This window comes from Sphingobacterium kitahiroshimense, from assembly GCF_025961315.1.
Taxonomy (GTDB): Bacteria; Bacteroidota; Bacteroidia; order Sphingobacteriales; family Sphingobacteriaceae; genus Sphingobacterium; species Sphingobacterium anhuiense.
In genome coordinates this window covers 1,305,006-1,320,751 of sequence record NZ_JAOQNK010000001.1, presented here as the reverse complement: position 1 = coordinate 1,320,751, position 15,746 = coordinate 1,305,006, and the positions used below count along the sequence as shown (strand labels likewise).

Annotated in this window: 14 protein-coding genes; 10 read left to right on the top strand and 4 right to left on the bottom strand. The window is 33.3% G+C overall.

What is annotated here, in order from left to right:
- The first annotated feature begins 468 nt into the window (after positions 1-468).
- Positions 469-1,134: an ATP-binding cassette domain-containing protein gene (locus tag M2265_RS06075; protein WP_132771437.1), complete on the top strand. Its 666-nt coding sequence runs from the start codon at positions 469-471 to the stop codon at positions 1,132-1,134.
- A 334-nt stretch (positions 1,135-1,468) separates the two neighbouring features.
- Here M2265_RS06075 and M2265_RS06070 read toward each other — a convergent pair whose 3' ends face one another.
- On the bottom strand, positions 1,469-2,365 hold the full coding sequence (locus M2265_RS06070; protein ID WP_132771438.1) for an alpha/beta hydrolase family protein: 897 nt from the start codon (positions 2,363-2,365) through the stop codon (positions 1,469-1,471).
- A gap of 239 nt (positions 2,366-2,604) precedes the next feature.
- On the bottom strand, positions 2,605-3,318 hold the full coding sequence (locus M2265_RS06065) for a hypothetical protein (protein WP_132771439.1): 714 nt from the start codon (positions 3,316-3,318) through the stop codon (positions 2,605-2,607).
- 441 nt (positions 3,319-3,759) lie between these two features.
- Between M2265_RS06065 and M2265_RS06060 the strand changes: the two genes are divergently transcribed.
- Positions 3,760-4,707, top strand: coding sequence for a hypothetical protein (locus M2265_RS06060; protein ID WP_132771440.1), 948 nt, complete (start codon positions 3,760-3,762; stop codon positions 4,705-4,707).
- 251 nt (positions 4,708-4,958) lie between these two features.
- Here the strand turns inward: M2265_RS06060 and M2265_RS06055 are convergent, their stop codons facing one another.
- Positions 4,959-6,068 (bottom strand): hypothetical protein, encoded by a 1,110-nt coding sequence (locus M2265_RS06055; RefSeq protein WP_132771441.1) that lies wholly within the window; start codon positions 6,066-6,068, stop codon positions 4,959-4,961.
- Between the two features lie 616 nt (positions 6,069-6,684).
- Here M2265_RS06055 and M2265_RS06050 point away from each other — a divergent pair.
- The 4 genes from M2265_RS06050 to M2265_RS06035 all read left to right on the top strand — a co-directional run bounded on the left by M2265_RS06050 (position 6,685) and on the right by M2265_RS06035 (position 9,998).
- On the top strand, positions 6,685-7,575 hold the full coding sequence (locus tag M2265_RS06050; protein WP_132771443.1) for a helix-turn-helix domain-containing protein: 891 nt from the start codon (positions 6,685-6,687) through the stop codon (positions 7,573-7,575).
- A 66-nt stretch (positions 7,576-7,641) separates the two neighbouring features.
- A complete protein-coding gene (locus M2265_RS06045; protein WP_132771444.1) occupies positions 7,642-8,640 on the top strand; it encodes a DUF6268 family outer membrane beta-barrel protein in 999 nt (332 codons plus the stop codon).
- A gap of 49 nt (positions 8,641-8,689) precedes the next feature.
- Complete coding sequence (locus M2265_RS06040) at positions 8,690-9,097, top strand: hypothetical protein (RefSeq protein ID WP_132771445.1); 408 nt, start codon at positions 8,690-8,692, stop codon at positions 9,095-9,097.
- Positions 9,084-9,998: an NAD(P)H-binding protein gene (locus tag M2265_RS06035; protein WP_132771446.1), complete on the top strand. Its 915-nt coding sequence runs from the start codon at positions 9,084-9,086 to the stop codon at positions 9,996-9,998. The genes M2265_RS06040 and M2265_RS06035 overlap by 14 nt, the downstream gene beginning before the upstream one ends.
- 208 nt (positions 9,999-10,206) lie before the next feature.
- On the opposite strand, the gene M2265_RS06030 is transcribed toward M2265_RS06035, so the two are convergent.
- Entirely contained in the window at positions 10,207-11,016 is an 810-nt protein-coding gene (locus tag M2265_RS06030) for a hypothetical protein (RefSeq protein WP_165905945.1), read from the bottom strand.
- Between the two features lie 345 nt (positions 11,017-11,361).
- Between M2265_RS06030 and M2265_RS06025 the strand changes: the two genes are divergently transcribed.
- From M2265_RS06025 to M2265_RS06010, 4 genes are all read left to right on the top strand, one after another.
- Positions 11,362-12,534: a hypothetical protein gene (locus M2265_RS06025; RefSeq protein ID WP_132771448.1), complete on the top strand. Its 1,173-nt coding sequence runs from the start codon at positions 11,362-11,364 to the stop codon at positions 12,532-12,534.
- Positions 12,535-12,732: 198 nt separating this feature from the next.
- Positions 12,733-13,605: a helix-turn-helix domain-containing protein gene (locus M2265_RS06020; RefSeq protein ID WP_132771449.1), complete on the top strand. Its 873-nt coding sequence runs from the start codon at positions 12,733-12,735 to the stop codon at positions 13,603-13,605.
- Between the two features lie 117 nt (positions 13,606-13,722).
- Positions 13,723-14,943: a TCR/Tet family MFS transporter gene (locus M2265_RS06015; protein ID WP_132771450.1), complete on the top strand. Its 1,221-nt coding sequence runs from the start codon at positions 13,723-13,725 to the stop codon at positions 14,941-14,943.
- 360 nt (positions 14,944-15,303) lie between these two features.
- Positions 15,304-15,720, top strand: a complete 417-nt coding sequence (locus M2265_RS06010) for a nuclear transport factor 2 family protein (RefSeq protein WP_132771451.1) — start codon at positions 15,304-15,306, stop codon at positions 15,718-15,720.
- Positions 15,721-15,746: the final 26 nt, after the last annotated feature.

Here is a 15,746-nt window from a genome sequence, read left to right as displayed (position 1 = left end):
GTGGAAAGTATCTCAATCGATAAACGCGTACAAGTAATTTATTGTTTTAATCATATGTTGAGTCAAGGCAATGTTGTGAGATATGGTTATTTATATTTTTTTAACATCTGGAAAGTTAAATTTTTAATATGTTTGGGGTAATATTATAGACTATCTTCAGTAAAGAAAAATCATTTTTTAAATCAATTTCATCATGAGTCCTGTGTTAACATACTATCGAGATGTCTCCATATTTAATGTAGGTTTTAGTATTATAATTGGTTTAGCCACAGGAATTTTCTTTTCATTAATCATCTTCTCTACTATAGGGGTTTGGGTTGGATTAAAAGCTTATAATTACATTTATTCTAATCAGTATTATATATATTATAATTTAGGTTATTCAAAACGACAGCTCCTAGACAAGATACTTGTGTTGAATACTTTTATCTCTCTTTTATTACTACTGCTTTATTATTTTGTTATTAAATGAAAAAATTAATTGTCGACAATATTTCTATTCAATTCCCTAAACAATCTGAGCTACTATTAAACGCACATTTTTATTGTGATATGCATGAAATCATAGGAATTTTTGGAAGAAATGGAACAGGAAAGTCTACTTTATTTAGAATGATCTTTGGCATTGAGAAAAAAGGAAGTTTAGACATTAAAATCAACCATACCTTTATTTCGAGGGAACATATTATTCCTAAAAAGCATATAGGTCTCTTGCCACAGCAACATTTTTTGCCCAAGGGCCACTTAGTTAAAAATATCATTACTTTATTCTTTCCTTCAGATGATGGCCAGAATAAAATTTTTTCTTCAAAAAGAATATCGTCATTAGAGAATAAAAAAATTGGAACACTTTCTGAAGGAGAATTGAAATACCTCGAACTTTTATTGATCGGAAATTTAGATCACTCTTTCTTGATTTTAGATGAGCCCTTTTCCATGATAGAGCCTCTCTATCGGGATGTCATCCATGAATTCTTATTAGAGGTAAAAAAAACAAAAGGCATTATAATTTCAGATCATTATTATCATGATGTTCTAAATCTTACAGATCGGAATTATCTGATAAAGAATCAACAGCTTCTAGTTGTACAAGATATTCCTGATTTAGTAAGAAATCAGTATATAAATCCATGAAAAAATATATTGATTTCCATAGATCATATAAAAAAACAAAGCAAGCCATTCTGTCAAGAATAGCTTGCTTTGTTTAGCACCATTTTTCCGATTTCCCTTCATTTTTAATTAGAGGTTGCACCCAAACGTGAATAGAATTTATATGTTAGTTTTGACGTTCCTTTTATTATTTCCAATGGAATTTTGCCATCCATAAAACTATTTCATAATATACCGACTAGGTTAACAACTTCAGTTTAATTGTTCTTCTGATGGTTTTTATTTAAATGGCCTTTTTTTGCCTTTTTAAGTTTAGTAAACTTCTTTCAGCTTTGATAAAGAATATATTGGAAACTTAGTTGTTGATTCGTTCTGCTAAACTTTTCATCCAACCTATAGCAAATTTAGTGGGTTCCATACTTGCTGAGATGGAAAGGTTATGTCCGAAGTTGGGGAATATTTTGTAGTCAAAATCTTTTCCCTCAGATTTAAGATTTTCTAACTTTTCAATTGATAATCTTATTGGCACTTGGATATCTTTGTCTCCAAATAGCCAGAGTCCGGGTATTTTTAATCTTTTAAGAGATTTCACAGGGTCAGTATTTACAAACTGAAATTTGTCTGGTGCATTGCTGATATGTTGTCGTACCTCCAGTTCAGAATGTGTATCCCAAAAGTTTCGATTGCCGTTCGTGAAAAATTGAAAGCGAAGTTGTTCCAGTGTGGGTATTACAGGACCGCTTAACAATACGATAAAATCAGTTTTTTTACATTTATCAGCAGCTATGGGTATTATCCAGCCTGCTTGACTGCCTCCTAAAAGACCCACTGGGACGTTGTTATCTTGGATAAATTCTTTTAGCGTTTTTAGTGCTTCCTGTACATCTGTCGCAAGAAGATTAAGATTATAGGGGTCAATGTTATTGGTGCCGACTTCGGGGCCAGCATATTCGCCTCCTGATTCGCCAACTCCTCGTTTGTCATATGTAAGGACAGAAATGCCATTATTAGCTAAAAATGAGGCTAATTCGATAGACCTCAATTCTTGGCCAGATCCATGAACGATAACTACACCAGCTTTCGGGTCTTTAGCCGCATAAATTGCGCCTGACAATTTTATCTTTTTGCTCGTAAAATTTATCGGATTTATAGTTGTGGATTGAGCATATAATGTCAGTGATACCAGTAGAAATGAAAAGATCAGACATGCTTTGCTAAAAGCAACAGAATTGGCCGTGTTGATGATTGTCATATTTAGATTTTAAATTTATGCAATGATCACTTAATAAACGGTATCTATCAACGTATTTTCGGTTAGTAGCTTGAGATTATTCGGTGAAAGGTGGAATTTCTTAGGTTAACGTAAAATTTTGAAATAATTATGTAAGACTTCGTATGACAAACCTTACATAATTGCTTTCAAGTGCTCTTGGTAATCATGAAAACAAACTATAAGAGCGTAGTTGAGTCCTTAGAGCAAATTGTACGTCGCTAACGAAGGATTGTTGCATTTTTTCTATATTCTTTTAATTCAAAGTCGCTATGACTTCCTTTATCATATAATACGTAAAATCCTGTCGTCATTAACAATTTATTATGGGGAACTCCAATGACTGCTTTTTCTTTTTTTGCATAGTCTACTTGGTTTCCAAATTTGCCATTTAAAAAGCCTGGTGGTATATTTTTAATCATAAGAAACCTTTCTATGGAAGGTAAAAATGTATCAAAATCAATGTTATAATAATCATCAATTTTAATCATTGGATATTCTTCTTTTTTAGGCGATGGCAGTATGGTATCATACCATTTTAAAGGTCTTTTATTTATGATTACAGGGTCATTATTTAAAAAAATTCTGTATTCCTTATTATGATATTCGCCATCAAGCGGGGGGGAATTAATATAAAATATAGCCTCTACAGAATTCCAGGATACTACAATATCCTTAGAATAGGTAATGACCGTATAAGCATCGTTATTATATGATAATTTTCCTTTATACTTATTAGCCTCTTTTTCAGTTTTAAATATTCTAATACCTTTAAAAGATGAAATAAATACAAAAATAAAAACAGCTATCACTATAAATACAATTCCCCATATAAAAGTATTATTTACATTATTTATATAGAATTTATAAAGTAATCCACAACTGATTAAAATAATAATGAATGAATAACTAGCACTTAAATAGTTTGGTTTCATATAATCTAATCTTTACCAATTCGTCTTTACTATTTATACGAGGGCGATATCTTTTTCTAATGTAATAAAAAACAGTCAAAGCCCATAGATTCATCTCTCCCTTTCCTTCATGCACCAAGTTTTTCAAATTGACATAAGTTAAGGATAATTTATAATTGTTAGTTAGATCTCCCTTGTGATCGGAGAAGTCACAATTGCAGATGCCGTGCTGGATATGATTGTGCATACTTCACATCCTATTGAATTTAAAGGGAATGTCTAAGAAAAAAAAGGTAATATTGTCAAGTTACTGATAAAAATCATTAGATAACCAAAATCAGGGAAGTGAAGTATCATAGGAATGGGGGCAGTATTATCGGAATATATCTATTTTTCCTCCTTCATAAATACCAAATTCTTTAGCTTAAAAGGTTAGACCGACACATATAAAAATATAGAATTGTGAAAAAATATTGTTTATTTATCATCGCATTACTTGCGGTAACTTATTCCAACGGGCAAGGTAGAAAGACAGAACTTTTAGATAGATTAAAATCCAGTTTGGAACAGAATAACTATGGCATTCAAACGACTTTTTATTATCCGACAGAAATCTCAATAAATGATTATCCAGTATTTCGAGGGCTTGAATTCTTCGGAAATACCATTCCGAATTTTATTGACATAGCGATTGACAAAAATGGAGAGCAAGAATTAAAAGTGTTGATTGATTTGACAAATTACAAAAAACAAGGAAAACCGATTTTAGAAATTCTATTGGTCAAGTCAGCTAAAGGGGTATCGATCATTTCAAATAAATCCGATTTTCCTGAAGAAAATATTTTAGTAAATTATCAATTATCTGATGATGATATAACACAAGAAAACATTAAGAATGGTTACTTTTTGAAAACCATAAAGTTTAAAGCTAAAGTTCCTATCGAACTATCTACTTTAAATAAATCAGTTCAGTTGACAAATTCGAAGGAATTACTTGATAAACTCTATAATGCTGTTGCTAAATTAACAAAAGACTTAAATGATAGAGATATCAATAATGTTTTGGAAACTATCCAAAGCGCTGAATTTGAAGTAGCACAATTACGAGGAATGAAAAAAGAATGGATGTTAACCGAAAGAAAAGCATTATTATCAAATACTTTTACATTGTTGCCAAAAGATAGTTGTGAAGTCAAAATTTATGGAAACGGAACAATGGCAACGCTAGTTCAAAAGAATCTAGAAATAATCCAGCAATCTGCCATAACCTCTAACTTTACTAAAGAAAATTATCCCAAAGGTAGAGTTGTTCAATTTTATAATTTTTATTACAATCTACCAAAGGGAAAACAAGAATTAGAATTAATACGCTTTGACGGTTATGCAATAACTAAATACGGAAATAAATAAATAAAACACTGCTTACAGAGGTAATAACTCTCTTTTTGCCACAGTCTGGGTCAAAAACACTACTATCTAAAATTTCGAAAAAAAACTATAAAAAACCCTCGGAAATCTGTTCGAGGGTTTCAAATTTTAAAAATTAAAATTTCTCAACACCATAATGATATGCTATGATGTTAAAATACTGCCGTTTACTTTCTGTTGATGCCAACAGGGAGAAGTAAAATCGTAGGTCTTGTTATTCTAAAGTTATTTATTTACTCCAAACCCAAAGAAAGTGTTGTTATTACTTTTTGACCATTAGTGGTGTTTGCTTGTAATGTAAGGGTATAAATTCCCGCTTTCAATGAAGTATTATTTTTTACACTTACCATTCCCGTTCCTTTATCTATGGTAAATACCATTTCAGTGTCACTGAAAATACTGCCATCTTTCTCTATAGAAGAAATTTCAAAGCTGGATATCAATTTCTCTGGGAAAAAAGTGGGTTGAACTGCACTACCACCTTCCACCGAACTGCGTCTAAAGCTGGTATTCAGTTTTTTTATGGATTGGGTAGATGGATCGAGATATAATTCCCCAAAAAAGAATTCAATTTTTGGAATGTATCTGATCGAAAAATTTGCTGACCCGATAGCGAAACCATCTTTCTCTAATTTAGGATTTAATTCCATGTATTTGTCATGTTCTTGATTTGCGTTACCTTTCCAATATATCTTTAATGCAGTGTCCTGCAATGAAAGTCCGACCTCTTTTGCTTGTGCTTCAGTTAACTTTATTATTAAGTTTTTTGAAGGAACTAGCTTTGTTAAAGTAAAATAACTGTCTGTGTCTGTATACAAAATATTAAATATTTTCAGTTGGCCTTTTTTTAAGTCGTCAAAATATTTAAATTGAAGATCTTCCAGCTCTAAAACACGTATTGACAACAATTTCTGAGCGACTTCTTTACCATCAGTTGATTTGGCGGACACTGTTACGCTGTATTGTGCAGGAATTTTTTTGCCATTTAAGCTGGAGGTGGTTCCATTAGGATATAATTCTTCGCTTTTAATAAACAATTTTCCAGATTTATCTAAAAAAATTGCTTTTTCAAGTTGATTATGCAATGTTATTTGGGGTGTAATCTGTACATTTTCGGTGGGTTCAAAACCGACAGAAAAATTGACACCATTTCCCTGATTAACAATAAATGTGTTTAAGTCAATGGTATCATGTTTTCCATATACCAGATTGATGTCTGCCGGTAGGTCAAAGGAAATCTCAGGTAATACCGTAGCGCCGTCTTTTTTACAGCTCAGTAAAGCCAGCACAAATAGTCCATAGACTAAAAAATGCGGACATCTCATGTTAAATGTTTCTATCATATCTATTTATCTAATAATAGGCGAAAGTAATAAATAAATTTGAAAAAGCAACAATGTTGCGTTTGTGAACTTCTGTTTTGATGCACCCTTGATTGTAGTATCAATATTCACTATAACAACAGGGAAATTTGAAGTACCGAACCTTAAAAAATCAGTGATCAATTTATCAATAGCAGATTTAGCCATTGATCATTATGTTGCGGTTATGACAGAAGATCAAGTGGCAGGAGTTGAGCAGTTGTTTACATCAGATTTCAAATAGAAAGTATAGCATGTCTTAAGATGTGGCTTTTTTGTGTATACTTTTTTAACAGCTCGAAAGTTAAATTTTTAATATGTTTGAAATAAGAAAATAAATGATCTTGAATGAAGGAAAATCATTTTCAAATTAAATTTCATTATGAATCTACTATTAAAATGCGATAGGTATATCACTGCAATAGCAAATAAAGTCCCCAATATATAGCTAAGCATTTTTTTATGAGTTTATTTGCAGTTCAAAAATATGAAAAAAGGAAGTTATTTTATCAATAAAAACAATGATGGTAAATCTAAATTCCGTTCATTTGCTAATAAAAGTTTATACTTGATATCATTTATCCTATAGTTTTGTGCTGTGTCTAAAATAAAGAGAATAACTCCAACAGATTTCAGGGGGCAGTTTATGTCAGAGATGTCAACTGACTTTGCAATTTTAAGAACACCTGTTCAGATACATGATATTGGAAAAACATCTGGTTTCATTAAAGTCCCCACGCCATTACATAGACCCGAATTCAATTTTATTGTTCATATTACAAGAGGAAGTGCTAAACAACAGGTCGATGCTAATTTGGTGTCAATAAAACAAGATGAAATCTTATTTGTCAAACAAGGGAACGTAACTTCATTGAAGGAAGTAAGCCCGGATGCCGCGGGATACATGATTTTATTTGAAGATCAGACACTCAATCAATTGCTCTCAAAGCAGGAACTCATTAAACTCTTTTCTGCTAATACAGTTATTCATTTACCAGAGGAGAGTAGCACATGGTTAACATCTCTGTTTGAACTATTGAGTATTGAGATATATTATCCAAATCCGAATCTTGGCATTTGTTATTCTCTTTTGCAGGCAGGACTTCAGAAGATTTTTACTTCCAGTAAAGAACTGAATAAAAGTATCAACCGGAGTGCAGAAATTACTTTTAACTTTAAGGAGTTGGTTTACAGGTATTATCTGCAACATAAGTCGATTTTATTTTATGCCGGTGAGCTGTCTGTTTCCGAAAATTATCTCCACAGATGTGTCAAGGAAACCATTGGTGAAAGTCCAAAGGAATGGATCAATAAAGTCAGTATCTTACAGAGCCAGCTCCTTTTACAGGACCTGACCAAGAGTATTTCTGAAATTGCTTTTGAGCTTAATTATGGCGATCCTAGCTACTTTGGACGCTTATTTAAAAAAATAACTGGAGTAACCCCCTCGGAATATAGAATTACCTTTATGCAGGATTTGTCCGAGTAAAGAGTGGTTTAGTTTTAAAGCAATTCTTGTTTTCAGTCCACCTTTGTATTATTAAATCCAAAGAAAATGAAAACATTAATTTCTATTAAAAACTTCGGTATCAGGACTGGCCTCCAAATTACCTTTTATTGTAAATACAAAGTCATAACCAAATGGCCATATTTTTGTATTCTTATCTTAGCGCTCTTCTTTTCAAATAAAAGCTATAGTCAGATCATTCAGGACGTTGGAGGGATTGCCACCACTGTTCATAGTAAAGCTAACTTCAAAGATCTGCCACCAGAAAGTTCCCTTTCAGGAAATAAATTTCAATTGAATACCTATGATGTATGGCTGCCAATTCCCCCTGTAAAAATAAGCAGGACAAGCATTTTTAGTAATTTGAATTATCGTTTAATGGATTTCAATTATGACAACGAAACGATTGATGATCCCAACCGGATTGAAAGAATTCATGAGATAAAATCGGTAATTATTATCCGGCACCCGATTTCGAGTAAATGGTCTATTTTAGGAATCGCAATGCCAACCCTAGCTACGGATTTTAAAAAATCTCTTTCCTTTGATGATCTGATTCTGGACGGCATACTTGGTGTATCGAAAAAATTTGGAACTGCATCGAATCTCGAAATAGGATTTGGTGTTCATGCCTTACATTCTTTCGGCGAGACTTTAATTACTCCAGGAATATCAATTGATTATCGAAGCACAAACAACAAATGGTTGGCCCAGTTTTATTGGCCTAGATTAAACGTACTTTATAATGTGAGTCCAAACACACAGGTAGGTTTGGCGGGATCAATAGACTGGACGCGATTTAACTTGAAAAATTATCGCGGTTATAGTGGCAAGGAAGTCGATTATGCGCAGTTTTCTACTATACATGGCGGCCTACAGGTACATCAACACTTGATGGGAGGGGTCTGGCTTCAGGTACAAGGTGGAATGGGACTGTTGAATCGTTATGAGCTATTCGACAGCACACAAAAGACAGTGAATGATTTCGCTATTTCTAACATGGCTTATGGAAAAGCTGCACTGAGCTATCGTATTGGTAGGAGATAAATAATTATCCATTAAATACACAGATGAAAATAACTATTCTTACTATCATATGAAAAATAGAGATTGTCCCCCTTCAGATTTCAGCCTGCGCTTATTGATTTTTTCAGCTATTCCCGCTTATGTATTTCCTGCCTTAATGTCTTTTATATCAGCTTTTGTGCTTCAAAAAACTGATCTTATGATGGCAAGCTACACGACTATAGGATTATCCTCGCTGCTGTCAACGATACTTAGCTTTATTATACTTTGGCAATTCGAGCTGAGACAGATATTCGTGCGAAAAAAGTGGGTAGGATCCCTTTTGATCATTCTGTTAATGATTGGTCTGGGGATGTTGTGCACATCGTTATTTAAACTTCAATCAGAGCGCTTTAATATAATAACTTCAGCATTTCTAGGTGCAACAATACTAACAATCCGTCAACATATAAAAAATTATAAAAATGAAAAAAAATAAGCCGACCATAGTTGTTTTTGGATGTACAGGTACAGTTGGAAGAGAAGTAATGCGTCAACTAAAAGATTCTGATTGTATAGCAAGAGGGGTTCTCAGAAGTCCTGAACGACCTTATCCTGTACTGATAGGTACCCAACCTTCGAATATAACCTATGTTAGTGCCGACTTAAATTCAAGAGGCCAACTTAAAGAAGCTTGTATTGGGGCAGATGCATTGTTTCTTTTAACTGCAACATCTCCAGATCAGGTTGAACAGGAAATTAATATAATTGATGCTGCCAAACAAAGTGGTATAAAACGAATCGTTAAATTGTCTGCACCTATAGTTCAGTCTCCTGCCAAAGTAGAGGTCAGCCAATGGCATAGTAAAGTAGAGGACTATCTTTCACAAAATATGGATGATTTCTGTTGCTTAAGACCACATTCATTTATGCAAAATTGGGAACGAAATGCACTAACAATTCAATATTTTGGTAAAATTTACGGCGCTTTAGGTCATGCTAAGCGAAATTACGTTGATAGCCGTGATGTAGCAACGGTCGCAGTAAATTGTTTATTGGCAACGGATGAATTAAAGCAACGGTCAATTGTTCTTGCGGGTCCTCAGGCTATTACGAACCTAGAAATGGCCGAAAAATTATCTCGCATAACATGTTGTAAAATCGAATATGTAAATATTACGCCTGACGAATTATTTAGTCAATTAACTAAAAAATCAAAATTACCCAGATGGCTAGCTACGCATATTGTTGAACTTGATGATCTAGCAATTAAGGTTCCGGAGCCGGAAAACGATACCATTACTGACATAATTTTTAGAAAACCACGTATTATGGATGAATACCTGCAAGAATATCGGCATCTTTTTAAAAGAAAGCCTCTTTGGAAGCTATTGTTTTAGAGCACATATTTCATGATGAATCTGGCGAACAACATTTTTAAGGTTCCACTAATATTTTTATAGCTCTGAGAGAGGTTATTTTTTGGAAATTATTGAGTTTTGAATATAAGTAGTTAGGTTGAGATTGTACACAAATAGAGATTAATGAATTTATAATTGGATATGATATCAATACACTTTTTTTGATGTAAGCAGTAATCCCAAAAGATTATTTTTTTAGTTTAAACTTAGGAGTTTTAACTTCTTTTAATGGCCAATCCTGTTTTCTTGTCATCAATTCCTCTTTAAGCCCTTCAGAAGAGTAAGAAGGGTTTGATTGCTTAACATAAATAGGTACAGTATATTGTGGCAGCGCATTGAACTCCATAAAACACTTTTTTGCCATTTCAATTATTGCTGTTCGGTTTTCCTCAGTACCCGTTACATATCTCTTTGGTCCATAAATTTTTTCATAAATAGTTGAAGCTTCAAATGTCGTGAATTTTGCACGCATCATAATTTGAACTAATAATGAGTATAAGCTATTATCTTCAGGAGATATTTCGATTTGCTTCAATATATTGGGGATCTGCTCCCACATGATCAATTCGACCAATAGATCTTTTGTGTTATCACCAATAAATTTTAAATCGGACCACATTTGATTCACGTAACCGATTATTTCTTTTCTATTCTTACGTAGCAAATTTATTTGTCTGGGACTCCAATATTCTAAAGGAATATCATCTCGGTAAAAGATTCCAAATATACCAGTTGATTTTAGTCTAGCAAATCGACCACAAGTTTGCGAATAATATTCTTGTACTATCATGCAGGAGTTAAATAGATCACGACTGGTGAGCGAATTTAATGATTTTTGTGAAAGGTGATGGTTAAGAGCATAGTAATGATCCTTATTTAACGTATCATTTCCTGAGACCAATTCATCAATATAATATTCACGCATCAATATTCGTACAGTTGCTTCTCTGCTAATTGTCGGTATATTTTTAAATTTATATTGATCCAACCTGTTCATATAAGCTGATAAATTATCTTCTATAAACTGCGTGGTATCCTTAAGTTTATATTGAGAACAACAAAACAAAGGATAACTCATAAAAAGTAATAATAAAATGTCTTTTATTATTTTTTTTAGAAAAAGCGTATAATTGGGCAATATCATATTTAGCTGAGTTATAATTTAATAATATTATATTTCACCTATCAAGATAATGAAATTAATGAATTCATTCTATTTTTTTAATCGATTAATATTTTGATTGGGCAAGCTATTTTTCCGGGGACATTTTTGCTCATGGCTTGCCGATTTTGACATTACTGTGTATTTTAGCCAAATTAATGATTTATAAAAATGAATGTGATGCCAAAGTTTCTCTTAATTGTTTTTTCTTTTATTATAATTTGTTCAGTTTATGCACAAAAACCAAAAGTTGTGGTTCTCGGTGTCGGACATTCTACGCAGCTAATCAACTTTGATCAGCAACCTGCTGCAATACGAGCGTTTATCAATAAGGTAGATCCAGCTGCAATTTGTATTGAAAGATCGCCTGAAGAATTTACAAAAAATGATTTTTACGAATTTACATACGAACAGCAATATGTGGTCGTACCTTATGCGAAAGCTTTAATGAAGCCTTTGCATCCAATAGACTGGCTGCCGGCAGAACCTGATTCGGATCTTGCTTTTGGTGTAAAGAATCTTGAGGTTCCTCGATTTATCAGAAGTAGAAGCGGGTTTTTAGGCTTTACAGTTTTTAGCGAAGAAAACGACTTTGAAGATGGGCTTTATTTTGCCGATTCTCCAGATTATGGTCCCCGAATCGAGAAATGGTATGCTCAACATCCACAAAAAACGAGTTTAGATTTTCCAAGGAGGCTGTTTTTATACCGTACTTTTCTACAGGCCAAGCGGATTGAAAAAGTTTTAGAAAATCATTCAGAGAAAGATACTATTTTGGTAGTCATTGGCTCATTTCACAAAAATGATATTGAGAAGAATCTAGCGGAAAATGGATATACCGTTATACAGCCTTCTTCATTTGGTGAAATAAGTATGCAAGATATCAATAAAAATTTCAAACTAGAAGATGCTTATGCTATATTGTCTTTTAACTTACTTGGCATGCAGTCTAATATTAATAAAATAAATCCTAAAATTATTGATCACGCATTCGAGCACTTAGAAAAGACCACATCAGTAGAGAAGGAGTTTTTTAAAGTAAAATTTGATCTTTTTTTGAATAAAATATCATCGAAAGAGGCTTTAGACCATTACCAAAAATTACTCATCATCACGGATGATACTACAGTTTTTACTTGGAATGGTATTAAGGATAAGACTCGTCTAGATTCTTATTTTGATCCTTTTGGTAATATCTCCTTAAAGAAAAGAATCAGGTTAGAGATCGCTAGGGAGTTTCGCAAAATGAGAAATGAAAAAATGTTCGAGAAGGAAATAAACCTTATATCAGAAGGAATGAATGACTACAAAAAACAGATGCTGATGGTATATGTGCAAAAATATTTGATGTAGATTAATGGGGTAATAAGCTCAATTTTGACTGTTCCAAAATTAGGGATTGCTAGTATCAGATCAAACATTTCTTCTTACATATAAGCAGGTAAATTATTCGATATATAATTTTGCAAATTTATTGTCTTTACATACAATTTCTAGGATAGTACCTGGCGACTATTGCTACACGTGTGTTTTTTTTTCCGACATTTGAACATGGCTCTATTTATAACTTTGGATAATGTCTATAAATTATATGATCTCGATCCTTCGGAAAAGACGGAAGGGATAATAATTCTTAGTCAGCAAAACGACCCAAATAAGAAATACACAAATCATAGTCGTCTGTTTGATGGTTTATTATTGGGATTTATGATAAAAGGATCCATGAAATCGCAAATCCATTTTCTTGAATATGAAATAAACGAGGGTGACATTGCTGTTTTACAACCGCAATTGATGATCGAAACAAAGTCATTGAGTGAACATGCAGAAATAATAACAATTGGGCTTTCATTAGATTTTATTACAGAATTTCCCATTTTACGCGAGTTTGTCATGAATGAGCAAATTAGATGGCAACCTATTATCCGATTTCAACCTGATGAAATAAAGCTCCAATATGATTTACTGACACTTATACAAAATTTCTACCACAAGAAAGCGAGTTCCAATAAGACACAAATGCTAAGGCATCTTGTTCTAGTTTTAATAAATATGATTTCTGAAGTATATTCTAATTTACCTCATAGCAAAAGCGTAGTAAAGAGCCGCACACATGAGATCATAGATGATTTTTATCTTCTTATATCTAAATACGCTAACCAGCATAGAAGCGTTGCATTTTATGCTGAAAAACTTCATTTAACACCGCAATATCTTTCTACTTTTCTAAAACAGAAAACCGGTAAATCTGCCTTACAATGGATTGATCATCTGACCATTCTACATGCTAAAACATTACTTAAATCCTCTAGTCTATCCATTAAAGAAATAAGCAATGAGCTTCATTTCGAAGAAACAAGTGTTTTTTGCAGATATTTTAAAAGAGCAGTAGGGGTATCTCCCAAAACTTACAGAAACGTATAATTAATGATAGTTGTTTTTTAACAGTTACTGATGGGTAAATAAGATCAACTTTCAGATTGTATGTAAATACCATTAAATTGTCAATACCTTCCTTTTGTCTCTTTTTACTTTTACTGCATGAGAAAAACAGATAAAAAAGCGGCCATAGGATTTATATTTATCACATTGTTGATTGATATTACAGGTTGGGGAATTATACTCCCAGTAGTTCCAAAACTCATTGGAGAATTTATCCATAGTGACCTTAGTGAAGCCGCCAAATATGGTGGATGGCTCGGGTTTGCGTATGCTATCACCCAATTTATATTTGCGCCTATAGTGGGAAATCTAAGTGATCAATATGGAAGGCGCCCAATCCTTTTAATTTCTCTTTTTGGATTTGCAGTTGACTATATGCTGTTAGCATTTGCACCATCCATGGGTTGGTTATTTTTTGGAAGAATCATTGCTGGCCTTACCGGGGCAAGTATTTCCACAGCTAGTGCGTATATTGCAGATATATCCACCGATGAAGATAGAACGAAAAATTTCGGCCTAATCGGAGCTGCTTTTGGGTTGGGATTTATTTTAGGACCGGTAACTGGCGGTTTACTTGGGTATTATGGAACTCGAGTTCCCTTTTATGCAGCAGCTCTGCTGTGTATGGTGAATTTTCTTTATGGGTTATTTGTACTACCAGAAAGTTTAGAAAAAGATAAGCGTCGTTCATTTGACTGGAAACGTGCTAATCCCATCGGTACATTTAATTTTTTGAGAAAACAGTCAAAGATATCAAATCTTATTTTTGCTTTAATTCTGGTCTACATCGCTCTTCATGCTGTACAGAGTAACTGGCATTTTTTTACCATGTATAAATTTAATTGGACAGAGCGAGTTGTAGGTCTATCACTAGGTTTACTGGGTTTATTGACCGGATTAGTACAAGGACTCTTAATAAGATGGACCACACCTAAATTAGGAGAACATAAAAGTATCTATTTTGGGTTGTTATTATATGCATTGGGTTTAATGTTATTTGCATTTACTAATGAAGGATGGATGATGTTTATTTTCCTCTTACCCTATGCTTTAGGGGGGATATGCGGACCAGCACTGCAATCACTAATCAGTAAAAATGTTTCTTCAAATGAACAGGGTGAGCTTCAAGGGGCATTAACCAGTCTAATGAGTGCGACTTCTATAATAGGTCCTCCGATTATGACAAACCTATTCTATTATTTTACACATGATAAAGCACCATTTAAATTTTCTGGAGCACCATTTTTTTTAGCTTCCATATTAATGTCAGTTAGTGCAATTATTATTTATTTTGCTTTTCGACGAAAAAACAAACAGTAAGCCGAGATTAAAAAAATCAAATTAATTTCACCTATCCATTTCCACCATTCACCTAGTTTTTAGTTGGTTTAGTCTAATTGCCGTAGGGTAGGGACGATTTACGTCCTACTTTTGAATCAACAATTAAGAACAATTAGAAACAACTGCAAGGCAGGCATCAGGGTTTGAGTTGGTGGATGTGGGGCTGATGCAACTTAAGAACAATATAACATTATGAACCATCATGAGTACATTGGTAATTAGTTGCAGAATTTATACTCATGATAGCCTTTATCACCTTTAAATAACAAATTATCTAGATAAAAAACTTTAGCAAAAACATTCGCAGCAGCAGCCTTGATCGCAGTATCTACTTTCACTATGGCAGCAGGCAAACCAGAGGTAGCAAACCCTAAAAAAGCTGTAGTTAATTTATCTACAGCAGATCTAGCTATTGATCATTACGTTGCGGTTATGACAGCAGGTCAATCGGCAGGAGTGGAGCAGTTGTTTACATCAGATTTCAAACAGAAAGTACAGGCATCGGAAGATAAGACCAATAGCCGTTCAGAAGTTGTTTCCTTTTTGAAAAAGCAAAAAGGAGAGCAGCTCAACTGTAAAATTAGTACCACCATCTTACAGGAGTCAGTTGAATATATGATTGCCAAAGTAACCATGGAGTTTGAAAACTTTACCAAAACCGATCTCGTGACATTAGTCAATGAAGGCGGTAACTGGAAGTATCACAATCCATCAACTCGTATAAGTAATTTACTGTTTAATCATATATTTAGTTAAGGCCACATTTCACGATGTGGCTTTTA